Annotated in this window: 20 protein-coding genes; 8 read left to right on the forward strand and 12 right to left on the reverse strand. The window is 63.6% G+C overall.

Translation table 11 applies throughout. The annotated features are described in order from the left end of the window. Positions 1-14 precede the first annotated feature (14 nt). Both OKA05_RS17155 and OKA05_RS17160 read right to left on the reverse strand, forming a co-directional pair. Positions 15-3,536 carry a hypothetical protein gene (locus tag OKA05_RS17155; protein ID WP_264488403.1) on the reverse strand — a complete coding sequence of 1,174 codons (3,522 nt, stop codon included), beginning with the start codon at positions 3,534-3,536 and terminating at the stop codon, positions 15-17. A gap of 654 nt (positions 3,537-4,190) precedes the next feature. After that, on the reverse strand, positions 4,191-7,079 hold the full coding sequence (locus OKA05_RS17160) for a PDZ domain-containing protein (RefSeq protein WP_264488404.1): 2,889 nt from the start codon (positions 7,077-7,079) through the stop codon (positions 4,191-4,193). Positions 7,080-7,231: 152 nt separating this feature from the next. Between OKA05_RS17160 and OKA05_RS17165 the strand changes: the two genes are divergently transcribed. Beyond that, entirely contained in the window at positions 7,232-9,328 is a 2,097-nt protein-coding gene (locus OKA05_RS17165) for an outer membrane protein assembly factor BamB family protein (RefSeq protein ID WP_264488405.1), read from the forward strand. An 18-nt stretch (positions 9,329-9,346) separates the two neighbouring features. On the opposite strand, the gene uppS is transcribed toward OKA05_RS17165, so the two are convergent. From uppS to OKA05_RS17210, 9 genes are all read right to left on the reverse strand, one after another. Next, positions 9,347-10,054, reverse strand: a complete 708-nt coding sequence (gene uppS / locus OKA05_RS17170) for an undecaprenyl pyrophosphate synthase (RefSeq protein ID WP_264488406.1) — start codon at positions 10,052-10,054, stop codon at positions 9,347-9,349. 56 nt (positions 10,055-10,110) lie between these two features. Continuing rightward, complete coding sequence (locus OKA05_RS17175) at positions 10,111-11,382, reverse strand: adenylosuccinate synthase (RefSeq protein WP_264488407.1); 1,272 nt, start codon at positions 11,380-11,382, stop codon at positions 10,111-10,113. 10 nt (positions 11,383-11,392) lie between these two features. Then, entirely contained in the window at positions 11,393-11,722 is a 330-nt protein-coding gene (locus OKA05_RS17180; protein ID WP_264488408.1) for a hypothetical protein, read from the reverse strand. Next, positions 11,719-11,922: a DUF433 domain-containing protein gene (locus OKA05_RS17185; protein WP_264488409.1), complete on the reverse strand. Its 204-nt coding sequence runs from the start codon at positions 11,920-11,922 to the stop codon at positions 11,719-11,721. Before OKA05_RS17185 ends, OKA05_RS17180 begins: the two co-directional genes overlap by 4 nt. Before the next feature lie 37 nt (positions 11,923-11,959). After that, on the reverse strand, positions 11,960-13,099 hold the full coding sequence (carA, locus tag OKA05_RS17190; protein ID WP_264488410.1) for a glutamine-hydrolyzing carbamoyl-phosphate synthase small subunit: 1,140 nt from the start codon (positions 13,097-13,099) through the stop codon (positions 11,960-11,962). Positions 13,100-13,201: 102 nt separating this feature from the next. Next, positions 13,202-13,639, reverse strand: coding sequence for a TA system VapC family ribonuclease toxin (locus OKA05_RS17195; RefSeq protein ID WP_264488411.1), 438 nt, complete (start codon positions 13,637-13,639; stop codon positions 13,202-13,204). Then, the gene (locus tag OKA05_RS17200; RefSeq protein WP_264488412.1) at positions 13,636-13,908 is read right to left on the reverse strand and encodes a hypothetical protein; all 273 of its coding nucleotides are present in this window, start codon (positions 13,906-13,908) and stop codon (positions 13,636-13,638) included. The genes OKA05_RS17195 and OKA05_RS17200 overlap by 4 nt, the downstream gene beginning before the upstream one ends. A 36-nt stretch (positions 13,909-13,944) precedes the next feature. Then, the gene (locus tag OKA05_RS17205) at positions 13,945-14,775 is read right to left on the reverse strand and encodes a lysophospholipid acyltransferase family protein (RefSeq protein WP_264488413.1); all 831 of its coding nucleotides are present in this window, start codon (positions 14,773-14,775) and stop codon (positions 13,945-13,947) included. A gap of 54 nt (positions 14,776-14,829) precedes the next feature. Then, the gene (locus OKA05_RS17210; RefSeq protein WP_264488414.1) at positions 14,830-15,897 is read right to left on the reverse strand and encodes a cytochrome P450; all 1,068 of its coding nucleotides are present in this window, start codon (positions 15,895-15,897) and stop codon (positions 14,830-14,832) included. 192 nt (positions 15,898-16,089) lie between these two features. Here OKA05_RS17210 and OKA05_RS17215 point away from each other — a divergent pair, with 192 nt between their 5' ends. Then, the gene (locus OKA05_RS17215) at positions 16,090-16,518 is read left to right on the forward strand and encodes a 3-hydroxyacyl-ACP dehydratase FabZ family protein (protein ID WP_264488415.1); all 429 of its coding nucleotides are present in this window, start codon (positions 16,090-16,092) and stop codon (positions 16,516-16,518) included. Here OKA05_RS17215 and OKA05_RS17220 read toward each other — a convergent pair. Beyond that, positions 16,493-17,734, reverse strand: a complete 1,242-nt coding sequence (locus OKA05_RS17220; RefSeq protein ID WP_264488416.1) for an AMP-binding protein — start codon at positions 17,732-17,734, stop codon at positions 16,493-16,495. The two genes, OKA05_RS17215 and OKA05_RS17220, sit on opposite strands and share 26 nt — an antisense overlap. A gap of 153 nt (positions 17,735-17,887) precedes the next feature. On the opposite strand from OKA05_RS17220, the gene OKA05_RS17225 reads away from it, so the two are divergent. From OKA05_RS17225 to OKA05_RS17250, 6 genes are all read left to right on the forward strand, one after another. Continuing rightward, positions 17,888-18,154: a hypothetical protein gene (locus OKA05_RS17225; protein WP_264488417.1), complete on the forward strand. Its 267-nt coding sequence runs from the start codon at positions 17,888-17,890 to the stop codon at positions 18,152-18,154. A gap of 5 nt (positions 18,155-18,159) precedes the next feature. Next, entirely contained in the window at positions 18,160-18,624 is a 465-nt protein-coding gene (locus tag OKA05_RS17230) for an SRPBCC family protein (RefSeq protein WP_264488418.1), read from the forward strand. Between the two features lie 129 nt (positions 18,625-18,753). Further along, positions 18,754-19,365 (forward strand): TetR/AcrR family transcriptional regulator, encoded by a 612-nt coding sequence (locus tag OKA05_RS17235; RefSeq protein ID WP_264488419.1) that lies wholly within the window; start codon positions 18,754-18,756, stop codon positions 19,363-19,365. Further along, entirely contained in the window at positions 19,362-20,465 is a 1,104-nt protein-coding gene (locus OKA05_RS17240) for an efflux RND transporter periplasmic adaptor subunit (RefSeq protein WP_264488420.1), read from the forward strand. The genes OKA05_RS17235 and OKA05_RS17240 overlap by 4 nt, the downstream gene beginning before the upstream one ends. A gap of 20 nt (positions 20,466-20,485) precedes the next feature. Then, a complete protein-coding gene (locus OKA05_RS17245) occupies positions 20,486-23,557 on the forward strand; it encodes an efflux RND transporter permease subunit (RefSeq protein ID WP_264488421.1) in 3,072 nt (1,023 codons plus the stop codon). A gap of 49 nt (positions 23,558-23,606) precedes the next feature. Continuing rightward, positions 23,607-24,845 carry a beta-ketoacyl-[acyl-carrier-protein] synthase family protein gene (locus OKA05_RS17250; RefSeq protein WP_264488422.1) on the forward strand — a complete coding sequence of 413 codons (1,239 nt, stop codon included), beginning with the start codon at positions 23,607-23,609 and terminating at the stop codon, positions 24,843-24,845. The last annotated feature ends 56 nt before the right edge of the window (positions 24,846-24,901 follow it).

Consider the following 24,901-nt stretch of genomic DNA (forward strand, 5'->3'; position numbering starts at 1 on the left):
CCGGGAGAAGAAAGTCAGTTCAGATAAGGATCGCCGGTGGGGGGCTTGACGCGGGCGAGTTCGCGCACGCTGACGATTTCAAAGCGGCGGCCGAAGGTCTTGTTGGCTTCCATCGTCAGGTTGGCGATGGGGGTGGTGACGTCCTCGGTGGGGTCGATCCAATCCGGGATGCGCTGGACCACGGCCTCGAGGCTGACGCGGGCGATCACGTTGCCCTTTTCGTCGCGGGCTTCACCCTGCGAGCGGATGACGAAGGTGTCCGAGCGCGGCGTCATGAACGGGGCCAAGGCGTTGAGCACGTCCGCCTGGCTGAGCCAGCCGGGGGTATTGGTGCCGGTGTTCGGGTTGGGGATGTTCTCGCGGTTCGGATAAACGGAGACGTCGAACTTCGGATAGCTGAACTTCTTGTTGAGGGTGGTCTTGTCGATCGCGCTCTGGATGGCACCGGCGAGGTTCATGGTGCGCTCGCTGGAGATCCGGCGGTTGACGAATTCACCGAGTGAAAGGAAGGGGCCGCGCAGACGGACTTCTGCGACGATGTTGGTGGCCAGCGTCTTGATCTCCTCATCGGTCAGGGTGCGGAAGCCGGACCATGGGTCATTGGCGGCCATCTTCGCCGGACCGGAGTCCAGGATGTGGCGGAAGCGGGACTGCGGCGTCTCCTCCTTGTCGGCGGGATCCGCCCCGCGCAAGCTTGCGAGCACCGAGGCCCAGGCCTCTTCGCTGGTGGAGTTGATGTTGAAGCCGCCGTCCACCATCAGGTTGCCGGCGATGCGGGTGCAACCCGCCGGATCGCTCAAGCGCTTCTTGAGATCCTCCGCGGTTTTGCCGGCATAGTGAGGGATCATCCGCGGGTTGCGCAGCGGACGGCTCGCGGGGTCTTCGAAGAACGCGCCGAGCACGTCTTCCAGCGTCTCGCGGTTGCCGAGCTGATCCTGGTCCCAGATGTTCGGAGTGACCGTGCCGCCGCCATTGCGCTGGCCTTCTGCCGGAGTGGCACCGGAGAAGAAGAAGTTGTCGAAGAGTGCTTCATTCGCGAGGTAAGACATGTCGTAGACGCCCAATCCGGAGGGACGGATCTGGACGGGTTGGACGCCGGTGCTCGTGGTGACCCGGCGGGCAACGCTGGCCGCGGGCAAGTAGGGCGACGCCCACGAATTGCCCACCTGGCTGGGGTTGCCGAAGGCAGTGGCCGACAAATCGCAGTGCTGGAAGGCGCCAAGCGAAAGCGTCGGCGAGCGCGGGATCTCGAAGAACGAGAGGTGCGAGTAACCGGTCTGCGCACTGTGCGACGGGCCGTAGAAGGCCTGGGCACCGTTCGATGTGGTTTGCATCGCCAACTGCGCCAGCGAGGTTCCGCCTTGCAAGAGGGTCTCATAGTGCGGACCGCTCTGCATGCGCGTGGCGCTGAGGTAGTGGTTCACATACGCCTGGCGCGGATTGGTGGTGAACATCAGGTCTGCCAAAGGCAGCGTGCTCGACTGTGCCACCCGGTGGTAGGTCAGGAGGCTGCCGATCAACTGGGGACTTTCCTTGATGGTTTCGAACTTGAAGCTCGGGTAGCTCATCGAGTTGTCACCGACGCCGTAGTTCTTGGTCGATTGGATCTGGGAGTAGAAGTGAAGGTTCTTCTCCGCGGGCAAGGCGGGGAGGGTTCCGCGGGCGGGCCGGGCTTCCACCATCAGTTCCTTTGTGGGGTTCTTGATCTGGTAGGCGTCGGCCATGTTCACGATGTACGGGTATTCGTCGCGATCGAAGGATACCGTGTTCGCATTCACCGTGTCGCCATTCTGGAGCTTGTAGTTGAAGTTGGCGGTGCCACCGATGGACTTGGTCATGTTCAGCACGACGCCGCCCTTGAGCGCTTGGGTGATGTCGGTGGCGTTGGTGACCGGCTTCATCCGCCAGGTGCGGGCGGCCGGACCTTGCAGGATTTCCAAGTCCCTGCGCGCGGTATCCGCCAGGCAGAAGACCTTCACTTCTCCAGGGGCCATGCGAATCTTCTGATTGATGGTGCTGGTGCCGGAGCTGACCGGCGAGCCGGTTTCGGTCAGATGGAGGTAGAAGTAGGGCCGGCTGGAGCGCCCGTGGGCCTCGCCTGAGGAGTTCTGATATCCTTCTCCCACCAAGCGCGACAGCGAGCTATCCCAGGTTTCAGGATTCGGGGTGCCGGAGACGGGCGTCTTCTTGGAGACACTCCATTTCCAGAAGATCGCCATGTCGATCCACGGGTAGACCACCAGGCCTTCGGTCTCGACGTTGACGTTGTAGGGATTCCAGATCGTCACCAGCGGGGTGATGAGAATCCCCAGCGTGCCATCGGCCTTCGCGTAGACGCTGAAGAAGAAGTTCACGCGGTCGAGCACCGGTTGGATCGAGCCCTGGGTCTGCTTGCCGAACGGCCGGCCGGTGATTTGCTCGGGCGTGGCGACGTGCGAGTAGGGGCGCTCGAAGGCGGTCAGATCGTTGCCGCCACCTTCGTAGAGGTGGCGATAGGTCCGGTAGTGAGTGCGTAGCATGTCGAAGGTCGGCACGCCATTTACCTGATACTTGTGGTTCACGGTGGCCGGGTCGAAGTCCATGGTCACCTGCACCTGGGCGTTGTTGACCACAGGGGTGAAGAGCGGCTTCTGGCCCTTGTAGTCGGTAGCCCCACCGCCGCGGAAAGGATTGGTCGCGGTCACGTCGCCGTCCTGCCACGTGGCCTTCGCGAAGTCCCCATCCTGCATTTCGAAGCCGGTGGACATGTCGGCCTTCAGGCCACCTTTCACCGCGTTCGTCAGCAGGCTGAAGGCCTCGCCGGTATAGTGTGCGCGAGCCTTGCCAAGGTTGTCCCGGTCCACGCCGTAGGCGGGGTCCAGCGAGGCTTGGAGGAAATCCACGATCGTGGCTGGCCGCCGATCCCAGGCACCGTCGGGATGCTTGAGCATGGAGGACACCGCGAGATTCGGCCGGGCGGGCGTTTGGAGCTGTTCGGCGAGATCCTTGCGTTTGTCGTCGTCGGTCCCGAGGTTGATCTTGGCCCGGGTGTTTTCCTGGGTTACCGCCCACGCGAGGGTACCCGGGATGCTGCCATTGCTGACCGGGACCTTTTCTCCACTCAGTTCGAAGCCGCTGCTCTCCGTAGTGAAAAGTTCCGCGACGTCGCCGCTGGGTTCCGTGGCGTGCCACTGGATGTCCCGGGTCTTGTCCGGCTCCGCCTGCGAGACCAGCCACGAGCGGAAGCCGGTTTGTTGCTTCGGTGTCGCGTAGTCCACCCGCGGGGTGGAGGAGGAGGTCGTCTTCGTCACCAAGTCCGGTGACCAGCCGTTCCACACGCCGACGGCGCAAGGGTTCTGGGTGCCCTGCAGGATCGAGGCGTCGGCGGTGACGCGGCGGTCATCGCCGAGATCCTTCTGAAGCTGGCCGAGCGCGAGCACCAGCCCGAGCCGGGCATTGGCGCGAGCCGCCGCGCGGGCCTCGCCTGCCGTGCTCTTGCGCAGCTCGATCGACGCCAATCCAAGGAGGCTGGTCGCCAACACGGTGATCAGGATCATCAACGAAAGAGAGATCACCAGCGCGAAGCCTCGGGCCGGTTTCTTCCGGGAAGTTTGAAACCTGGGGATCGTTTTAGGTTTTACGGGCACGTAGTCTTTACGTCGTAACCTCCGGCGAGGTTTAGTTCCTTTGAAATCCCAAACGAAAAAGATGGGTTTTTGGGTTTTTGGGTTCCCTGTATGCACAATGGCAACTGTTGTTGCATAAAATTGCGCTGTCAAGCCCCGCTTCGATGAGTGTCGGGTATCCATGGGTCTCCTAGGAATGAGCGGGGAGCCGAAAACGTAGCAAAGTTTCGTCGCTCAAGGGCGAGAATCTGCCCGGCACCCTGCGAACCATCGGATCGGGCCGCCCCCGCCCCGCCCACCTTTCGGCCGGGCGGGGCGTAGGCCACCCTGGAGGGGAGAGTCGGATTACGGACGCCGTCTTGCGATTCTGTCCGGTTCTTCCGGCTTTGCTCTCAAGGCGTCGTCCCGCACTCCGGGAGCATCCTGTGTGCCCCCGGGCTCGCTTCAACGTGCGGCGTGTGACAATTTCGCAGGGACATTTTTCCGGCTCATGGCGCTTGCAGGGCACGATGAAAACCGGCGGTTGGCATCACGCCTTGGTCATTCTACGGAGGCTTTCCGGATGGCGCGACTCATGTCCGCCGATCACTCCACGGAGATCTCTTGGAAGGCGGTATGCTCGCCGGTCGGGTTCAGCGGCGCGGCGACCCATATTAGCCAGCGGAAGTTGCCAAGGGTGCTGCCTTTGGGTGCCCGCAATGAAGTGGCGGAGAAGCGGGATATCGGGAGGTCCCGCGTGTCCACGGTGCCGAGCGGGACGTAGCGCAAGGAGTCCGAGGTATTCCAGCCGGGGTCGGTTTCCGACGCACTGCCATAAAGAGTGAACCACTGTGCCCCGCGGGTGCCGCCCTGATTGTGGGACCAGGTGCTGACGGCGGAGACCTTCTGAAGACGTCCCAGGTCCAGCTTATATAATCCATCCCGTGTCCGGTTCGGGAAGACGGGGCCGTAACCTTGGGCAAGCTTGCCATCGGTCAGGAAGGAGAGCGGATCATTCGACGTCGCCGGGTGGCTGGAGAGTTTGGCCCCTGGCAGCGCGTGAATGGGGATGACCTTGAGGCCGTCGGCGTTCCCCGCGCTGTCCACCGCGAGGTAGGGAATGCGGGAAATAGTGAGCGTCACCGGTTTTTGGTTCCGGATCACGGCGACCTTCAGCTCCTTGTCACCGGACTTGTTCAGGACGGCGAAGAGGTCGGCGGCCTTGGTCACCTTGTTGCCGTTCACGCCTTGGATGAGATCGTTCTCCAGAAAGCCGGCCGTCGCGGCGGGGCAGCCTTTCGGGACCTTGGCCAACTGCACGCCACCATCCTCGCGAGTGACCCCGAAGGCGGAGAACTCCTCGCCGGCCAGCGTGTGGAGGAGCGCACCGAGCCAATATTGTGGGAGGGCATCACCGGCGGCTGGCGCCTCGGCCTTCGACTCGAGTGCGGGAATCTCCGGCGTTTTGGCGATGGTCTTGAGCGACGGCTTTTTCACGCCGAACTGGTCCATTGGGAAGTTCTCGAAGCCGGCTTTCAGCGCGGGGGAGCCTTCCTTGAGGCGGAAGTCGCCCTTGGCTGCATCGACGAAATCCGGCGCGATCGCGATGGAGTCCGCGTCGCCTCCCTGCTTGCGGCAGGCGTCGAGGATGGCGGGGGAGGTGAAGATGTTCTTGTTGAAGGCGGCGGCCCAGCCCTTCGGCATGCCGATCTCGGCGTGGAGCTTCATCAGCAGGTTGCCGGTGACCGAGTCGCCGCTGCGGTTGAACCAAACGTGCGGGTGGAGGCCGTTGTTGACGATGATGTTGTTGTGCGCCTTGCGGCCGTAGCCCTCGCGAAACTTCAGGCCGCCGGACAAGAGCAAATTACGATAGATATCGTAGTTCGAGGAGCCGTCATCGAGGTCGATGTCCCAGCCGTGATCGCAGCGCCAGCGGGAGTCGCGGATGACGGTGGTTTCGACCGCGTCGAGATAGGGGAGCTTGGGATTGCGATCGACCTGCGGTTCGGAGACGCCACGGTGGTTCGAGGTCCAGTAGCGGTCGCGGCCCCATGAGTTGAACGAGCCGTGGTCGTGGGTTTCCAGCACGGTATCGAAGACATCGCAGCGCTCGATGAGGTGGCCGCCCCAGCAGCCATCGCCGATATTGATGCCGGACCGCGCGCAGTCGTAGATCGAAAGATCGCGCAGCGAGATGCGGGCGGCCATCGCGATCTGGACACCGGCGGGCTGGCGTTCGACGCGGCCGATGCCGTGGATCAGGCAGTCCTCGACCGCGCTCTCGGCCGGATAGTTGTCGGTCTTGGGACCGGGCGTCGTGTCGATCTTCGTGAGATCCTGCGTCTGGGCGTATTCAAAGAGCGGATCGCGGACGGCGGCAGGATCGCCGACGAAACAGACGCCGCTAGCACCCGTGTCGTGGATGTGGCAGCCCTTCACCAGGGCGCGGCGGGTGTAGTGGTTGAAGAAGATCGCGTTGCCGCCCGGCTGATCGAATTCGCAATCGAGGATAGCGACGTCTTCGGTTCCGGTCAGGGTGAAGGCACCGCCTCGATTGATGGTCCAGTCCGAGCGGAGGAGGGCCTCCCGGTTCTCCATGAAGGTGCGGGCGGCATGGCGGATCACGAAGCCCTTGAAGGTGATGTGGCTCACCGGGGCGGATGCGGTGCCCTTCACGTCGATCAAGTGGCTGAGCCGCACGACCTCGACGGTCGCGGTGCCGGGATTCCGGCCAGGCTCGGGCAGGTAGTAGAGGGTGTTGGTTTTGGCGTTGTGGAACCACTCGCCCGGGGCGTCGAGTTCCTCGAAGATGTTTTCGACCATCCGCTGCTGGGCGTGCATGCCCATCTGGCGGTTGTTCTGCCATCCGCCTTCATACTGCAGGGTGCCGTCGGGCTTCTTGCCGGTGATGCGGTAGTGGTAGCCACCCCAGCGAGCCGTGTGCATGGCGTGGATGTAGCCGCCGGCCGGATCTGCCCAACGCGCGGCGCGTTCCTTGGAAATGGCGTCGGCGGCGAAGCCCTGGTAGGCGGCCGTGGGCTTGGCGGGATCGTAGTTCGGGTAGCGGGCCATGCGCTGGCGGACGCCATCGATGAAGAGCTGGTCAATCGCGAGCCCGGCGGGAGTGGCGGCCTGATAGATCCCATCGCGGTAGGCCTTCCAATTGAGCTCGAGTTTCACGCCGCCGCTGAGAATGGCTTTGCCTTCGTGCTCCGCTTGCCAGACCACCGGAAACGCGGCCGTTCCCGAATCGGCGGCGGTCAGGCTGAGAGTTTCGGGGAGGTAGTAGATCCCATCGGCGACGTGGATGGTGACCGCTTCTTTGCCAGCGAAGCGGCGGGCGGCATCGCGCGCGGCGGAAAGGGATTCCAGGGGTGCGGCGGCGGTGCCCGGCTGGCTGTCGTTTCCGGCGGGTGAAACGTGGAGGTCAGCGGCGACAGATAGACCCGCGACCAGGAGCAGGCTGGTGATGGCAGTGACGGATCGGCGGCACATGGGAAAGATCAGGATCAGGAAGACGTGAGCGCTACGTCAAAAGCGGAAAAATTCTCACAAAAAGCAAACAAAACAGACATGCGCGGTCTTACGGAGCCGTTTCCTCGGAGGAACGCGCCGCTGCCTTGCGTAACGGAACACTCCGCCTGCCCATGAAGTTACCCGCCTTGCTCCTCACCCTCGCCGCCGCCCACGCCGCCGATACGGGATGGCCCGCCTACCTCGGGGACAAGTCGAGCAGCCACCACTCCATGCTTTCCCAGATCACCCCGGAAAACGTCGCCAAGCTTCAGGTCGCCTGGACCCATCACGCCGGTGGCGCCGATCCGCAGAACCGCTCCCAGCTCCAGTGCAATCCACTGATCATCGATGGCGTGCTCTACGGCACCACGCCCGACTTCCAGCTCATCGCGCTCGATGCCGCGACCGGCGCGGAGCGCTGGCGTTTCGATCCGGCCAAAGAGGGATTGGCCAAGAGTGGCGTCAACCGCGGCGTCGTCCATTGGGGGAGCGGCGACGATGCGCGGATTCTCTACGCGAACGCCCGCTACCTTCACGCCATCGACGTACGCAGCGGCAAGCGGATCACCGGCTTCGGGAAGAACGGAAGCGTCGATCTCAAGGAGGGCCTCGGCCGCGAAGGGGCCGATCTTTACCTCACGGCGAATACTCCCGGCGTGATTTACCGGGAGCTTTTGATCATGGGCATGCGCTTGGGTGAAGGCCCCGGGCCTGCCGCCCCCGGTCCGATCCGCGCCTACAACGTCCGCACCGGCGAACTCATCTGGCGCTTCGATACCATCCCGCAGCCCGGTGAGCCTGGCCACGAAACCTGGCCGCCCGATGCCCATCGCCGCATGGGCGGTGCGAACGTCTGGACGGGATTCGCGCTCGATGAAGCACGCGGGCTGGTATTTTGCCCGACTGGCTCGGCCGCCTTCGATTTCTGGGGTGGCGATCGCACCGGTCAGAATCTTTACGCCAACTGCCTGCTTGCGCTCAATGCCGAGACTGGCAAGCGCGTCTGGCATTTCCAATTCGTTCACCACGATCTATGGGACCGGGATCTGCCTGCACCGCCAAATCTTCTCACCATCACTCGCGGCGGGAAGCGCATCGATGCCGTCGCGCAGGTCACCAAGTCGGGGCACGTGTTCGTCTTCGAGCGTGCCACCGGAGCACCGCTGTTTCCGATCACCGAGAAGCCCGTGCCGCCCTCCGATCTCGCCGGCGAATCCGCGTGGCCGACCCAACCTCTGCCGGAGAAGCCTGCGCCGTTTGCGCGCCAGGTTTTTAACAAGGACCTCATCACCGACGTTTCGCCGGAGTCACATCGCGCCATTCTCGAACGCTTCGAGAAGCTCAAGCAACACGCTCCTTTTGTGCCGCCGAGCGAGCAGGGCACCATCATTTTCCCGGGCTTCGATGGTGGCGCCGAGTGGGGTGGGGCGGCGGTCGATCCCGATGGTGTCCTTTACGTCAACGCCAACGAGATGCCGTGGATCCTCACCATGGTCCCCGCGAAAGGAAACGCTGGCGCGACGACCGGCGAGGCGCTCTATAACCAGCTCTGTGCGGCCTGCCATGGCATCGATCGCAAGGGCAATGCCGCGCAGAACGTTCCGACACTGGCGGACGTGGCCCAGCGACTGAAGAAGCCGGAAGTGGTCGCCCTGCTCCAGACCGGCCGCAACGTGATGCCAGCCTTCGCTTTCCTGAACGAAACTCAGCGCCAGCAACTCGCGGACTTCCTCTTCGGCGAAGTAGTGAACGATCCCGCGCGCAAGGCTGAGCCCGGCGGCGACGGCAGCCTTGCTACCTCCCCCTACACCACCACTGGCTACAACCGCTTCCTCGACCCGCAGGGCTATCCCGCCGTAAAGCCTCCGTGGGGCACGCTTCACGCCATCGACCTGAGCACAGGCGACTACCGCTGGTCCGTGCCGCTCGGCGAGTATCCCGAACTCACCGCGAAGGGCATCCCGAAGACCGGCACGGAAAACTACGGTGGTCCCGTGATCACCGCCGGTGGTCTCGTCTTCATCGCCGCCAGCCGCGACGAGCAGATCCGTGCCTTCGACCGCCGCACCGGGCAGGAACTCTGGAAGGCCAAGCTGCCTGCCGGAGGCTATGCGACTCCCGCGACCTATTCAGTACGAGGAAAGCAGTACTTGGTCGTCGCCTGTGGCGGCGGCAAGATGGGCACCAAAAGTGGCGATGCCTACGTGGCCTTCGCGCTGCCGGATTGATGATCTCCGATGCCCGGCTCAAAGTGCGCCGAAGCGCCGGTGACGGCGCGAGTACTCCTGAGCGGCCTCGAAGAGGTCGGCCTGATGGAAGTCCGGCCAGAATTTCTTGAAGATGACGATCTCCGAGTAGCTGATCTGCCACAGCAGGAAATTCGACACGCGCAATTCGCCGGAGGTTCGGACCAGCAGGTCCGGGTCCGGGATATCGGCGGTGTAGAGGCGTGAGGCGAAGGTGGCGATGTCGATCTTGGCGGGGTCGATCTTTCCCGCCGCGGCATCGATGGCCAGCGAGCGGGCGGCTTCCACGATCTCCTCGCGGGCACCGTAGGAAAGCGCGAGCACCAGCGTGAGCGAGGTGTTTCCCGCGGTGCGGTCGATGGCCTTGTCGAGCTTGCGGCGGGTGCGGGCCGGCAGACGGTCGAGGTGGCCGATCGCCCGCAGGCGGACGTTCTGCTTCATCAGCTCCTCCGCCTTCTCTTCAAGGAATCGCTCTAACAGCGCCATCAGTGCCGTGACCTCGGCGATCGGGCGATTCCAGTTCTCGGAGGAAAACGCGTAGAGCGTGAGGTACTGGACGCCCAGTTCCTTGCACGCTTCGACGCATTCGCGGACCGACTCCGCGCCGGCGCGGTGTCCTTCGCGGCGGGGTAGCCCGCGTTCTTTTGCCCAGCGGCCATTGCCATCCATGATGATGGCGATGTGGCGGGGGATGGAGGACTCGCTCATGTCGCGGCCGAGGCTTGGGAGGGGGGACGCGGATTGCATGAAGGCGGAATGAATTTTCAGACAACCAGTGTCTGAGCACGATCGGGGCCGACGCCTATGAATTTCACCGGCGTGTCGCACAGTTCGCTGAGGCGCTTGAGGTAGGCCTTGGCGTTTGCCGGCAGGTCGATGAAGTCGGTGCAGGCGGTGGTGTCCTGCTGCCAGCCGGGGAGTTCCTCATACACGGGCACGGCGCGATCCCACGCGTGGCGGTCGGCCGGCGGGAGTTCGTGGATGGTACCGTCGATGTCGTAGCCGGTGCAGATCCGTAGCGTCTCGTAGTTGTCGAGACCGTCCACGTTGGTGACGGCCAGGCCGGTGGCGCCGTTGACCATGCAGCCGTGGCGCAGCAGCACGGCATCCAGCCAGCCGCAGCCGCGCGGACGACCGGAGACCACGCCGAATTCGCGGCCGAGGCCGTGGAGGTATTCGGACAGACCCTCGTCCACCGTGGGGAAGGGACCGGAGCCGACGCGGGTGGTGTAAGCCTTGCAAACGCCGATGACCTGCTGGATCGCATTCGGCGGCAGGCCGCTGCCGGTGCAGGAGCCGCCCGACGTGGTGTTCGACGAAGTGACGAAAGGATAGGTGCCGAAGTCGATGTCGAGCAGGGAGCCCTGCGCGCCTTCGAACAAGATGACCTTGCCGCTCTTCCATGCGGAGTGCAGCACCGGGATGGTGTTGGTCACGTGCGGCTTCAGGCGGGCAAAGGCGGCGAGCACTTCATCCGCCTGCTTGGCGGCATCGAAGGTTTCCAGACCTTCGAACTTCGAGAGCACCTCGTTCGCATCGGCGGTGCGGTGGGCGACCATCTCGCGGAAATAAGGCTCATTCAGTAGATCGGCGATGCGCAGGCCGCAGCGGTTGATCTTGTCGGCGTAGGTTGGGCCGATGCCGCGCTTGGTGGTGCCGATCTTGCGGTCGCCGAGCGCGGCCTCGCGGGCGGCGTCGAGTTCCTTGTGCAGCGGCAGCACGACGTGGGCGCGATCGGAAATCAGCAGCTTGTCCGGCGTGATGGATACGCCCTGGGCTTCCAGGCGCGCGATCTCCGCGACGAGGCCGATGGGATCGACGACGACACCATTGCCGATGATGTTGATCTTGCCGTCCCAGAGGATGCCGGAGGGCAGCAGGTTTAGGATATACTTGGTGCCCTTGGCGATGACCGTGTGGCCGGCGTTGTTGCCGCCTTGGCCGCGAACGACCACGTCGGCGGTCTCGGTGAGGTAATCGACGATCTTGCCTTTTCCTTCGTCTCCCCACTGGAGACCGGTGACGATGGTGTTCATGAAATTCTGTTCAGTAGCCACTCACTTCGATCAGGTTTCCGGCGGAAACTCCGGCGATGGCCGAGCGCAGCGCGGTGGCGAGGGGCAGGAGGTCTTCGATTGCATTGCTTGGAACGCGGATCAGCACGATCCCAAACGACAGCGTGGAAAGGTTTTGTTTATGGCGAAGGCTTTTATCCACGGTCACGAACACGTCGAAGTTGCCTTGGATTGCGGCGATCAGACGGCCGTTTTTCATGCCGGAGAGCCCGGCTTCATGGGCTGTCTGGACCGATTCGTTGCCGAGGACGCGCTTGAGCTTCCGCGGGAGGCATTCGTCGAGGATCACCCGGCGGCTCATCGGACCAGTTCACAGCGGCTTTCGGCTTCGGCGAGGACCGAGACGACCTGCTCCTGGGTTACAGTCGGGAAGTCATCGAGAAACTCCGCGATCGAGTCGCCGGCTTTGAGGTAGTCGAAGAGCGTCGTCACCGGCACGCGGGTTCCCCGGAAGACCGGGATGCCTCCCATGGTTTCGGGGTCGCGGACGATTTCACTCATGGCGGTACGATAAGACGGGAAAGGTGGTAACGCGAGTTTACTTGGTGGTGTCGATCAGCGCGGCGAATTCTTCGAAGAAGTAGCTCGCATCGTGCGGGCCGGGGGCGGCCTCGGGGTGATACTGCACGGAGAACACCGGGATGTCCTTGTGGCGGATGCCCTCCACGGTGTCGTCGTTCAGATTGAGGTGGGTCACTTCCACGTTTGATGGCAGCGAGTCGGGATCGACGGCGAAGCCGTGGTTCTGCGAGGTGATCGAGATGCGGCCGCTGCGCAGGTCCTTGACCGGCTGGTTGCCGCCGCGATGGCCGAACTTCAGCTTGTAGGTCTTGCCGCCGAAGACGTGGCCGAGGATCTGGTTGCCGAGGCAGATGCCGAAGACGGGCTTCTTGCCGATCAGCTTCTTGATCTCCTCGTGGATGTAGCCGAGCGCGGCCGGGTCGCCGGGGCCGTTCGAGAGGAAGATGCCATCCGGGTTTCTCGAGAGAACCGCTTCGGCGGAGGTGCGGGAGTTCACCACGTCAACATCGAAGCCGGCCTGGCGGAGACGACGGAGGATGTTCCACTTGATGCCGAAGTCGAAGGCGACGATGCGGTGCTTGACCGGAGGAAGCTCAAGGTAGGTCTCCAAGTGCCCGGTGGACGCGTTCGGCAGGGCGAAGCGGCGCGAGTCGGCTTCCCAGTGATAGCCCTCGGCGGTCGAAACTTCCTGCACGTAGTCCATGCCTTCCATGGCCGGCGACTTCTGTGCGGTGGCGATGGCTTCCTCGGAGGAAAGCTGGGTGGTCAGGCAGGCGCGCATGGCACCGCGCGAGCGCAGGTGCTTGGTCAGGGCGCGGGTATCGACGTGCTCGATGCCCAGCACGCCGTGCTCGGAAAAGTAGTCGGGAAGCGTCATCCGCGAGCGCCAATTGGAGGCGACGGGCGAAAGTTCGCCGATCACGAAGCCGCGGACGTGCGGGGAAGCCGACTCGGCATCTTCCGGATTGATCCCGTAGTTGCCGATCTGCGGGTAGGTCATCGCGACGATCTGGCCGCGATACGAGGGATCGGTGATGACCTCCTGATAGCCGGTCATCGAGGTATTGAAGCAGATTTCCCCGGTGGTGGTTCCGGAGGCACCGAAGGCACGGCCTTCGAAAAGGCGGCCGTCTTCCAGGGCAAGAATGGCTTTCATGGGCGCGATGCTGCCGCGAAAGCGAGAGGGCTGCCCGCGCGGCGGGCGGAACGTAGGGGAGGGGGGACCCGCGTCACAAGCGGAATTCGGGACGGACTGCGATCAGGGCTGGAGATGGAGGAAATCCAGGCCGGGGAACTTCGCGAAATCTGCGTCGAAGGAGACGACCCGGTAGCCGTTTTCAAGGGCGATGGCGGCGATCCAAGCGTCGGTCCAGAGGCGGTGGGGAAATCCCGCACCAAGGCACCACCGGGACATCGTGACCTCGGTATGGGGTCCATCGGCGAGAAAATCGATATCGGGAAGATCGGCAAAGTCCCGGTATAGCCGCCAAGCGTCGGGCATGTCGAAAGGCTTGCCCGCCATGGCCTTCGGGTTGGTCATCACGCGCAGCATGCCCGCGCGGGTGAAGCTGCAAAACGCAAGTCGACTCGACCGGTCCGAGTTCCAGTAGCCAACCGCCCGGCGGTGGTGAACATGAGTCGTGTCGGTCAAGGCGACCCAGACATTGACGTCCGGCAGGTCGATCTGAGCGCTCATTCCTCCCAGCGGATTCCCGCTCGTTCCATGTCCTCACGAAGGAAAATCTCATCGATTTCCGCGTTCGTCAGGGAGGGGATGGTATGGCCCCCGCTTTCGCGAGGCGTAGGCAGCGGGCTGCGGACCGGCTTTTTCTCGGCTTCGGGAGACCCGTAGAGTCCCTTTTTGACAAAGCCAGCGAGCAATTCCTTCAAAGTCACGCCTTCCTCGGCGGCCTTGATTTTCAGGTCGCGGAATACGGGATCCGGCAGGTCGAGCGTCGTCCTCACAAACGCATCTTCGCATCAAAATGCGAAAACGTCAAATTACTCCACCACCCGGCGCAGCTTATGGGCGCGGGAAAGGTTGTGCTCGTAGATCTCCTCCAACCGCTTGGTGAACTCGTGGGCGGTCTCGTTTTCCCCCGGCATCACCGGGTCGCCGAGCTCGATGCTGACGCGGATCGGGAACTCCGGCTTTTTCCACAGCGGCCAGCCTTTTTCGAGGAAGCGGGTATTGCTGCGGATGAAGACCGGCCGCACCGGCACCCCAGCCCGGCGGGCGATGAGGGCGCAGCCGCCGCGCAGGGGATTGATCCAGCGGGCCTCGCGGCGGGTGCGTGTGCCTTCCGGGAAAAGCAGGAGCTGGCCGCCTTTTTGGAGCGCGTCGGCGGCGTCCTTCACCATCCGGGCGGACGAGCCGTTCGGGATATAGCCGGCCAGCCGGGCACCGCCGCCGAGGAAGGGATTCTTCAAAATCGCCTCCTTCATGATGCAGATCGGCTGTGGCAGCTTGGAAATCACGAAGACCGCGTCCCACAGCGAGGTGTGGTTCGGCGCGATGATCACGGGTGACTTTTCGTCCTTCAGCGCATCGAGCGAACTCAGGTCGGCATGGACCAGATCGGTGGCCCGCAAATAGCCGACGAAGACTTGGAAGGCCTTATGGAGCATCCCGCGGCCGAGCTTCTTCGCCACGGGGCAGGGGAGCAGCAAGATCAGCGGGATCGAGACCGCCGTGAACAGGAGCCCGAAAATGCCCCAATAGACGATACCGCCCAGCGAGGCAGCCATATCCCACGGCAAGCGCCACCACCGGCGCGCCTGCGCGACTGTGGAATCGGTCCGGGGAAGGGTGTGACTTTCCAAGGAGGGCATGGACAACAGCCCCGCCACCATAGCCGGTTTCCGGTAGTCCGGTCTATGGAAAACTCAAGCGCGGCCACGAGGTGTCATCCGCACCCGAAGCGATTCGTATCCCAGAGTGCGATCGAATTTCGCCTCGCGCTCCACGCGTTCCTCCTCCGACAGGATTTCGATCCGCTCGATTCGCTCGCAGCAGAGGCGCAGCAAGGCGCGAAGGATCAGGCGCGCGTGAGGAGCGCCAAGGCATAGGTGATTACCAAAGCCGAATGAAAGGTGCGGGTTCGGCTTCCGGTCCAGACGAACCTCCATCGGAGCGGGAAAGGCAGCGTCATCGAAATTCGCGGACGCCCAACAGAGCGAGATGCGTTCTCCCGCGTTGACCGCTTCGTCATTCACCACGGTCGTTTCCGGGCACACACGGCCGATGTGGGTGAGCGGCATGAAGACCCTGAAAAACTCCTCGCTCGCCAGCGTGATGCGTTTCGGGTCCTCGCGCAGGAATTCCAAGGCCTCTGGATTCGTGGCGAGGTGGGCCATTGCGCAGGAGATCGTGTGGATGATCGTGTCGCGTCCGCCGGCGAATGCGAGGTTGGCAAAGCCCATCATTTCCTCGCGGGCCAGCGGTCGGCCGCGGAAGCTGGCCCGCGTGAGCTCGCTGAAGAAGTCCTCGCCCGGGTTTTCCGCCGCCTCGTCGAAGCGAGCGTGGAGGTAGTCCTCCAGCACGTTGCCTTGCTTGAACTCCCCGCCCGTGACCTTGAACACGTGGATGCCCCAGCCGATCCAGGTGTCCGCTTCGGACTCCGGCATGTTGAGCAAGTACGTCAGCGCCCGCGACTGCACCGGCAGCGCAAACTCGTTCACGACCTCGATGGTGTCCCGCGCGATGGCCGCGTCCAACATCCCGCTGATCAGGGCTTCGACTTGGGCGATCACGGCGGGCTCCTTGGCCCGCTGGAAGAACGGCTCCACGATTTCCCGGTAGTCGGCGTGCTCCGGCGGGTCGGTCTCGATCGGTAACTGGCGCATGGTCCGGACCTCTTCCTCCGAGGGGACGGGCACCCGAAAGGGAGCGTCCGAGCTGTAGGTCTGCCAGTCTTTCGCCGCGAGCCGAACGTCTTCGTGACGGAGTAGCATGACGATGTCCTCGCCGTGAAAGGGGCAACGTAGCACACCCTTCTCAAGTCGAGCGTCACGGAAGGGGTCGTAAAACGCGGCCATGCTTCCCGGAGCCAAGGAGTCCGGCGGAGGGTTGTCCAACCGATTCCACGATGGCCCCTTCTCGCTTGCAGGCTTGTCAGAGGCGGGCTCCCCGCAAATGGATCGGCGATGCAAAACCCACTCGCCGCGTTGCCGCATGGGCCGGAATTCCGTTTCGTTGATGCGCTCGACACGCTTGAGCCGGGGAAATCGGCGACCGCCCGTTACCTCGTTCGTGGCGACGAGGCCTTTCTGGCCGGTCATTTTCCGGGAAATCCGCTGATGCCCGGTGTGATCCTGATCGAGGCGATTGCCCAGCTAGGGGGGGTGGTGGCGCAGAGCGATCCGGCGATTCCGCCTTTGGAAAACCTGCTGCTCACCGGCGTCCGTGGCGCGAAGATCCTCGGCGCGGCCAAGCCCGGCGAGACGCTCACCTTGCGCGCCGAAGTCGAAGCCCGCCTCGGGGGGATGATTCAGGTTTCCGGTGAGGTGAGCGTGGGGGAGCGACCGCTCGCTTCGGCGAAGATCATGCTCAGCGGGCAGGAGCGCGCTTCTTGAGCTCTGCGCGGGAGAGGGTCCACAAGCTTTCATCCGGCGCGGTTTCCCAGTGCCGTGGCATTTCCCAGCCGGCGAGCGTTTCGGTCATGCGTTTGCGGAGTTGGTCCAGTGTGCCGGATTTCAATTCCACCATTGCGGTGATTTCTTCGACGCGTTCGGGATCGTGGCTTGGCACGCCAAAGACTCGCGCTCGTTCGGCCAGTCCACTGGCCAGCAGCGCCGCCTCGATCTTCGCGGGGCCGATCTTGCGGCCGGCGACGTTGATGGATTCCGCGCCGCTGCTTTCTAACATCAGCCGCCCGCCTTCGATGCGTCCGAAGTCCTGTGTGAGAAATTCGCCGTCGCCGAGCAACTCGCTCTCCCTCGCCGCTTCGTAGCCAAGCGCGACGGACGAGCTTTCGACGAGAAATCGTCCCGACTCGTGGACCCGCACTGTCACGCCCAAGAGTGGCGCGCCGAGGTTCGCGGCGCTTTCGCGAGGGGCGTCGCTGGTGTCGAAGGAAATCCCGCCGCATTCGCTGGCCCCGTAGAAATTGTGGAGCTTCAGCCCGCACTCGACGAAGACCGCTCTTTCCAGCTCCAACGAAAGCGGTGCGCCGGCTGAGACGGCGAGATCGATCTTTGCCCCGCGCAGGATCCCCGCCCGATGCCATGCCTTCCACATGGAGGGCACGGCAGGAATTACGACGCCATCATGCGCCGCCAGCGCGTCGGCGATGACTTTCGGAAACGGGACTTCCACGGCATGCAGCGGGATGCCGTGGAGCAGCAGCGGCAAGATCAGGCTGGAGTAGCCGTAGGAGTGCGTGAGCGAGATCGCCGCGAGGTTTGGGATCTCATGGCGCAGCCCCATCGCTGCGACCAACCGGTCGGCATCGGCCGCAATTTGTTCCGCGGAAAAGAAGACCGCGCGTGGCTTTCCGGCGATGCCTGGAGTTAGTTTTAGGTGCGTCGTCCCTTCGGGAAAAGACGCCGGCAGTTCGGGGATTGCCGCGCCTTTCTCCAGCGGCAGGACCGGTTGCTGGTCGCGCCATCCTTGCAATACCGCTGTGACGATCTCCAGTGCGCCGCCGCTCGCGATTACCGGCGCATTCGTCAGCGGCTTTTCCGCCAGGCACACCGCGAGATCGGTGAAGCTCCATGACTCCGTCCCTTCGATGACCGCAATTCGATCGCGAAATCGCGCGGAAGTTTCCTGCCAGCGTGAAAACAACATGCCCTTGGTCAGTCGATGCTTCCCACCGGGGTGATGCGCTGCGTGCTCATGCCCGAGAAGTGCATGAGACGGCACGAGCCGTCAATTTGACCCTCAAACGAAATCCAAGGGTTCTGGCTTCCGGAGCGGGGCTCGCCTTGCTTCATTGTGGCGATGAGCGGACTGCTGATCATGCTTGGGCTCTTTGGTCCGCCCTTCGTTTGGCTGGTCGCGATCCGCCCCTACGCCCGTCGGCACGGTCAGGGGTTCACCCCGGGCGCCAATGTCGGGATCACCGCCTGGGTCGATTGGGAGCAGGCGAGTGACATCGCCAAGAAACGCGGCGATAAGGGAATGATCTGGATTTGCCGGCTCTTCTTCCTCTTGAGTGCGTCCGTCGTCGTTGGCTTCCTGAGCCTGTTTTTCCTTGGTCCCGATTGATTGCCGTGCCGCGCCTGGAACTCATCACCGACATCGCCGCGCCGATCGGGCGGGTGTTCGATCTCGCCCGCAGCATCGACGTTCATCAGGAAAGCCAGACGCGCCATCGCGAGCGGGCGGTCGCCGGGAAGATGTCGGGGCTGGTCGAGGCGGGGGACACGGTGACGTGGGAGGCCGTGCATTTCGGTGTTCGCCAGCGGCTCTCCAGTCGCATCGATGCGATGACCAAGCCGGTCCATTTCCGCGACTCGATGATTTCCGGGGCTTTTGCGGGCTTCGTGCATGATCACCATTTCGAGGAAACTTCCCGCGGCACGCGGATGACGGATGTCTTTGACTACACTGCGCCACTCGGGCTGCTGGGGAGGCTGGCGGACGCGCTCTTTCTGGAGCGATATATGCGGCGGTTATTGGAGGAGCGAAATGGGGTGATCCGACGTCTGGCGGAGCAAGCGACGACGAAAAAGTGAATCCTGCTGTCACATCCCGGCGGATTAGTTCGGCGAAGGGGTAGATGATCGTCATGACAGAAAAAAATCGGGTCCGACCGTCCAGACGGTTTGACTCCGACCGTCTGGACGGTTTGGCTTCCGCCCGGCATGGGAAAACTGACTTCATCGTCCCTGAGGGACCAATTGCTCGACGCGGCCGAAACGGTGGCGGCGCGGGAAGGTGTTTCCCGGATGACCTTCGATGCCGTGGCGGCCGAGGCCGGGGTCAGCAAGGGGGGGCTGCTTCACTACTTCACCAACAAGGACCAGCTCATCGAGGGTATGGTTCGCCGGGCCGCGGAAGGCTGGCGGATCCACTTTACGTCCGCTTACGAGAATGCATCGCCCGGCCCGGGCCGGATGGTGCGCGGACTTCTGCAAGGGTGCTTCACCGATGCTCAATCGTGGACCGAAGAACTCCGCCGCAGCTACTCCTCCGTTTTCGCCGCGCTGGCCCAGAATCCCGGGTTGGTGGAGCCGATGCAGGAGGCCTACCGCGAGCTTTACGGCTACCTCCAGGACGATGGTCTGCCGGACGGCGTTGCTGAGACTCTGGCAACCGCTATCGATGGACTATGGCTTTATTGGGTGCTGCGCCTGCGTCCCGTGGTCCAAGCCGACCTCGATCGAATGCGTGGAGTGCTGGAACGGGCACTCGCCCAAGCCATCGAATCTTCCAAGGAACCCGGATCTGAAACGACGACTTATCAGAAACCATGAAGGCATCCCAGTGGATCGGATCACTCGTGCTGATCGGCGCGGTGGCAGGCACCGGCTTCGGCTTGGCGGCTTGGAAAAAGGCGGATATCGAGAAATCGATGGCCGAGGCGGCGATGATGCCCGAGCCGATGGAGGCGATCCTCGTGCGGCCGGCGCATGAAATCGAACACCGCCGGACTACGACCGCCGTCGGCACGGTGCTGGCTTTGCGGTCGGTGACCCTGCAGAACGAACTTCCCGGCACGGTGGTGCGCGTTGACCTTACGCCGGGCAAGGTGGTCGAAGCGGGTGCCGAGCTGGTCGCGCTGGATGTCTCGGTGGAAGAAGCCGAGCTCAAGGCCCAGCAGGCTCAGGCCTCCTTGGCGGAAGCCACGCTGCATCGCGTCGAGTCGCTCACATCGAGCAGTGCGAGTTCCAAGAAAGATCTCGATCAAGCGAAGGCCGAGCACGAGGTGGCGCTTGCCCAGATGGAGCGGACCAAGGCGATGATCGCCCGGAAGGTCATCCGCGCGCCCTTCCGCGCCCGCATCGGTCTCTCAGACCTGCACCCCGGCCAGTATCTGATCGAGGGTGTGGAGCTCACCACCTTGCAGGGTGTGGATGAGGCCGCTCACGTCGATTTCACCGTGACGCAAAGCGTCGCGGCCGGCCTGCGCGAGGGCGACGTGGTGGAGGTGGTCGGGCAGAACAAGGATGCGCCGGTGCAAGCGACAATCATCGCGCTCGATGCCCGCATCGACCGCGCCACCCGCAATGCGAGCATTCGTGCGAAGGTGGCCGACGCGTCCCAGATCCCGTCGCCGGGAGCCTCCGTGCAAGTGCGGGTGCCGGTTGGCGCGGCGCGCAAGGTGGTCGCCATTCCGGTCAGTGCGTTACGCCGCGGGCCGGAGGGCGATCATGTGTTCACCGTCGTGCCCGACAAGGAGGGCAAGCCCCGCGCCTCTATGCGGCTCGTGAAAAGCGGTGCCGTGCTCGGCGATGAAGTGATCATCGAAAGCGGTCTGGCAGTGGGCGATCCCGTCGCCGCTTCCGGCTCCTTCAAGCTCCGCGAAGGCGTGCTCGTTGCAGACGCCGGGCAAGCTCCGCCGCAGGGTCAGTAAACTCCTTCCCCATCCGCGCCATGCGCTCCTTCACCGATCTTTTCATCAAGCACCCGGTGCTCGCCATCGTGGTCAATCTCGTGATCGTCCTCATGGGATGGCGCGCGATCGGCTCGCTGCCGGTGCAACAATTTCCAAAGCTCGAGAGTTCGTCGGTGCTCGTCACCACGCTCTACTACGGCGCCAGTGCCGAGACGGTCCGCGGCTTCCTGACCACGCCGATCGAGCGCGTCGTCTCGCAGATCGGCGGCGTCGATCACGTCGAGTCGAGCAGCCGCGCCGGTGTCAGCACGGTCACGGTGCGGCTGAAGCTGAACCACGACACCACCGCGGCGCTCGCCGAGATCAGCGCCCGACTCCAACAGGTCCGCGCCGAGTTGCCCCCCGATGCCGAGCCGCCGATGGTCGAGGTCCAGCGCGCGGACCGGCCCTATGCGACCTTTTATCTCAGTTTCACCTCGCCGGAACGCAGCGTCTCGGCGGTCACCGATTGGCTGACGCGCTCGCTTCAGCCGCAGTTCGCCACCTTGCCGGGTGTCCAGCGGGTGACGATCGAAGGCGGCCGCCAGATTGCCATGCGGATCTGGATCGATCCCGAGCGGCTTGCGGCGCTGAATCTTACGCCGGGCGACGTCCAATCCGCGCTGCGCCGCAACAACTACCTCGCCGCGGTTGGTCGCACCAAGGGCAACCTCGTCGAGGTGAACCTGCTGGCGAATACCGACCTGCGCTCCACCGATGACTTCGAAAAGCTGATCGTGGTCGAGCGCAATGGAGCCATCGTCCGCCTGACCGATGTCGCGAAGGTGGAGCTCGGCGCGGAAGAGCCCGACTACATCGCGAAGCACAGCGAAAAGGAGGGCGTCTATCTCGGCGTCTGGCCACTGGTCGGCTCGAACGAGATCGATGTCGCCAAGGCCCTCGAAGCGGAGATGAACCGCATCCGCCCGACGCTGCCCGACGACATCGAGATGAAGCTCGCCTACGACGGCACCATGTTCATGCGCGAGGCGCTGAAGGAAATCAGCAAGACGCTGGTGGAAACGATCCTCATCGTCGGCCTGGCGGTGTTCCTCTTCATGGGCTCGATCCGCACGGCGCTGGTGCCGTTGATCGCGATGCCGATTTCGCTGATCGGCACCGCGGGGATCATGCTGGCCTGCGGCTTCAGCCTGAACCTGCTCACCATTCTCGCGATCGTGCTTTCGGTCGGTCTGGTGGTCGATGATGCGATCGTGGTGGTGGAAAACGTCGAGCGCCACGTCCGCGAAGGGAAGTCGCGGATCCAGGCGGCTTTGATCGGGGCGAGGGAGCTGAAGGGGCCGGTCATCGCCATGACGATCACGCTCGCCGCGGTCTATGCACCGATCGGTTTCCAAGGCGGCCTCACCGGTTCGTTGTTCCTCGAGTTTGCGATCACGCTCGCCGCGGCGGTGATCGTGTCCGGCTTCGTTGCCCTGACACTTTCGCCGGTGATGAGCTCACGCTTCATTCACAAGACGGGGCAGGAAGGCCGGCTCACCCGGCTGGTCAACCGCGCCTTCGATCGCGTGAAGGCGGCCTATGCCGTGGCGCTGGATGGGGCGCTGCAGATCCGTTGGGTCATCGTCGGCGTGGCCGTCGCGATCATGCTCGCGGCCTATCCCTTCTACCTGATGTCGGAGAGCGAGCTCGCGCCGGTGGAGGACCAGAGCCACATCAGCCTGTTCCTTGACACGCCGCCGGATTCGACCATCGAGGCCGCGAATCGCGAGTCGCTGGAGCTGGTGAAGAAGGTCACCGCGTTTCCCGAAGCCGACTACATGTGGTCACTCACCGCGGGATGGGGTGGCTTCGGCGGCATGGCCATGAAGCCGTGGAAGGAGCGCGAGCGCACTACCGAGGAAATGTATGGCGAGGTCTTCGGTGCGGTGTCCCAGGTGCCCGGCCTGCGGATTTTCCCGCGGCTCGATCCCTCATTGCCGACGCCCGGCCAGTATGACGTCGAGCTGGTCTTGCAAACCGACGGGCCGGTCGAGGACTTGATCCAGACCGCGCATCAGATCATCGGTGCGGGCTTCCAGAGCGGGAAGTTCCTCTACGTCGATACCGACTTGAAGATCGACCGGCCCGAGGCCCGCGTGTTGATCGACCGCGAGCGGCTTGCCGACCTCGGGCTGGACCTGGCAGGGGTGGGCCAGGAACTGGGCACCTTGCTTGGTGGAGCCTACGTGAATCGCTTCAACTACTTCGACCGCAGCTACAAGGTGATCCCGCAGCTCGGCGACAGCGACCGTGCGTCGGTCGGACCCTTGCTCGATCTGAAGATCCGGACGCCCGATGGCGATCTGGTGCCCGTTTCGACCTTCACCAGTCTTGAGGCAGGGACATCGCCGCGCACCCTGAACCGCTTCCAGCAGCGCAATGCCGTGAAGATCTTCGGCGGCGTGCAGCCGGGTGTCACCAAGGAGGCCGGGCTGAGCGTGCTGGAAGACGCCGCGAACAAGGTCAAGCCGCCCGGGGTGACGCTCGACTACGCCGGCGAGTCGCGACAGATCCGCAAGGAAGGCTCCGCTCTGGTCGTGACGCTCGGCTTCGCGGTGGTGCTGATTTACCTGGTGCTCGCGGCGCAGTTCCACAGCTTCCGAGATCCGCTGATCATCCTCTTTGGCTCCGTGCCGCTGGCGATTTCCGGGGCGCTGATCTTCACGTTCATGGGGTTCACCACGATCAACATTTACTCGCAGGTCGGGCTGATCACGCTGGTTGGTCTGATCGCGAAGAACGGAATTTTGATCGTGGAGTTCGCGAACGAACTTCAGGCGAAGGGTCTTGAGAAGGTCGCCGCGTTGCGAGAGGCGGCGCTGACTCGTTTGCGCCCGGTGCTGATGACCACGGCGGCCACGGTGTTCGGGCACGCGCCACTGATTTTCGTGACCGGTGCGGGCGCGGAATCGCGGAACAGTATCGGGATAGTGCTGGTGGCGGGGATGATCGTGGGGACCTTGTTCACGCTGTTCGTCGTGCCGGCTTTCTATTCGATCATTGCGGCGAAACACCGGCCGCATGAGGAGATCGAGGAAGAGGAGGCGGGGGAGCTGGTGCCGGCGTAAACGGCTACTCTGTTTGACAAGCTGCCGCGCTGTTGCCTAGCTGCCGCCGGTGGCATTCCGAGCCGATCAACCCCCAGTTTCCGCCCTCCGTCCCGTCGCCATCACCGGCACCGGGATCTTCACGTCGATGGGCGGGGATCTCGCGGAAAATGCTGCGGGGTTCCGGGCAGGCCGCACTGCGTTTCGCCCGGTGGATCTGTTTGATGTTTCGCGTCAGCGGGTCGGCACTGCCGGTCAGGCTGAGCTGCCCGATTCGGCGGCCGGGGTGTCGCGAAAGTCCTGGCAGCGCATGGACCGCGGCAGCCGTATGGCGTGGCTCGCGGCTCGTGAGGCCTTGGATACGGCAGGGCTTTCCGGAGGGGACATGCCGGTGGTGATCGGCACCTCTGCCGCCGCGATGCCGGTGGGGGAGCGGTATTACCTGCAGGCGATCGAGGGTAAATCCAAGCGTCGCCAGCTTACGCGGGTGGAGACCTATCAGCCGCAGTTCCAGATGATGGAGATGATGCGCAGCCTCGGGGTCCGGGGGCCGCTGCGCATTGTCTCGAATGCCTGCGCATCCGGAGCGAATGCGATCGGGCATGCGTTCCAAATGGTGTCCGAGGGGAAGGCCGAGCGAGTGCTTGCCGGTGGCTACGATGCCCTTTGCCAGCTTGTTTTCGCTGGCTTCGATTCGCTCCAGGCGCTTTCAGTGAGCGGCATCCCACGGCCATTCGATGCTGCACGGGATGGCCTAGCGCTCGGCGAGGGTGCGGGCTTCGTCATCGTCGAGTCGCTCGAAGCTGCCCAGGCGCGCGGGTCTAACATTCTAGCGCGAGTGCTTTCGTATGCTGCGGCGACCGACATCCACCATCTTACCCAGCCCCATCCTGAAGGCGATGCGGCACTGGTGACGATGGAGAAGGCGACGCGTGCTGCCGGCCTGCATCCGGAGCAGATTGACTACATCAATTCGCACGGCACGGGGACTCCGCTGAATGACGTGGCGGAGGCCCGCGCGATCTCGCGCTGGGCGGGTGATGCGGTGTCGAAGATCCAGGTTTCCTCCACCAAGTCGGCGATCGGGCACCTGTTAGGCGGCGCCGGTTCGGTGGAGTCGGTGATCTGCCTGCTCGCGCTACGAGATCAATTCCTGCCTGCCAGCTTGAATGTCCGCGAGATCGATCCAGTGGTGGAATTCGATCTCGTCCAACAGCCGCGGGATGCGGTCGTGAACACGGTACTGACGAACTCGTTCGGCTTCGGTGGCGCGAATGCCACGCTCATCTTCCAGAAGGAGGGACTGTGAGAATACGGATTATCGAACCGCCAAGACGCCAAGTGCGCCAAGATTCCAAGTCTTTG

Origin of the sequence: Luteolibacter arcticus (assembly GCF_025950235.1) — a bacterium.
In the GTDB taxonomy this organism is placed as follows: domain Bacteria; phylum Verrucomicrobiota; class Verrucomicrobiia; order Verrucomicrobiales; family Akkermansiaceae; genus Haloferula; species Haloferula arctica.

Bases quoted from the DNA above. Each gene is read 5' to 3' on its own strand.
- OKA05_RS17185 (WP_264488409.1), bottom strand. From the start codon at position 11,922: ATGAGTGAAATCGTCCGCGACCCCGAAACCATGGGAGGCATCCCGGTC.
- OKA05_RS17240 (WP_264488420.1), top strand. From the start codon at position 19,362: ATGAAGGCATCCCAGTGGATCGGATCACTCGTGCTGATCGGCGCGGTG.
- OKA05_RS17195 (WP_264488411.1), bottom strand. From the start codon at position 13,639: ATGAGCGCTCAGATCGACCTGCCGGACGTCAATGTCTGGGTCGCCTTG.
- OKA05_RS17160 (WP_264488404.1), bottom strand. From the start codon at position 7,079: ATGTGCCGCCGATCCGTCACTGCCATCACCAGCCTGCTCCTGGTCGCG.
- uppS (WP_264488406.1), bottom strand. From the start codon at position 10,054: ATGAGCGAGTCCTCCATCCCCCGCCACATCGCCATCATCATGGATGGC.
- OKA05_RS17210 (WP_264488414.1), bottom strand. From the start codon at position 15,897: ATGCTACTCCGTCACGAAGACGTTCGGCTCGCGGCGAAAGACTGGCAG.
- carA (WP_264488410.1), bottom strand. From the start codon at position 13,099: ATGAAAGCCATTCTTGCCCTGGAAGACGGCCGCCTTTTCGAAGGCCGT.
- OKA05_RS17165 (WP_264488405.1), top strand. From the start codon at position 7,232: ATGAAGTTACCCGCCTTGCTCCTCACCCTCGCCGCCGCCCACGCCGCC.
- OKA05_RS17180 (WP_264488408.1), bottom strand. From the start codon at position 11,722: ATGAGCCGCCGGGTGATCCTCGACGAATGCCTCCCGCGGAAGCTCAAG.
- OKA05_RS17235 (WP_264488419.1), top strand. From the start codon at position 18,754: ATGGGAAAACTGACTTCATCGTCCCTGAGGGACCAATTGCTCGACGCG.
- OKA05_RS17155 (WP_264488403.1), bottom strand. From the start codon at position 3,536: ATGATCCTGATCACCGTGTTGGCGACCAGCCTCCTTGGATTGGCGTCG.
- OKA05_RS17220 (WP_264488416.1), bottom strand. From the start codon at position 17,734: ATGTTGTTTTCACGCTGGCAGGAAACTTCCGCGCGATTTCGCGATCGA.
- OKA05_RS17215 (WP_264488415.1), top strand. From the start codon at position 16,090: ATGCAAAACCCACTCGCCGCGTTGCCGCATGGGCCGGAATTCCGTTTC.
- OKA05_RS17225 (WP_264488417.1), top strand. From the start codon at position 17,888: ATGAGCGGACTGCTGATCATGCTTGGGCTCTTTGGTCCGCCCTTCGTT.
- OKA05_RS17205 (WP_264488413.1), bottom strand. From the start codon at position 14,775: ATGCCCTCCTTGGAAAGTCACACCCTTCCCCGGACCGATTCCACAGTC.
- OKA05_RS17245 (WP_264488421.1), top strand. From the start codon at position 20,486: ATGCGCTCCTTCACCGATCTTTTCATCAAGCACCCGGTGCTCGCCATC.
- OKA05_RS17175 (WP_264488407.1), bottom strand. From the start codon at position 11,382: ATGAACACCATCGTCACCGGTCTCCAGTGGGGAGACGAAGGAAAAGGC.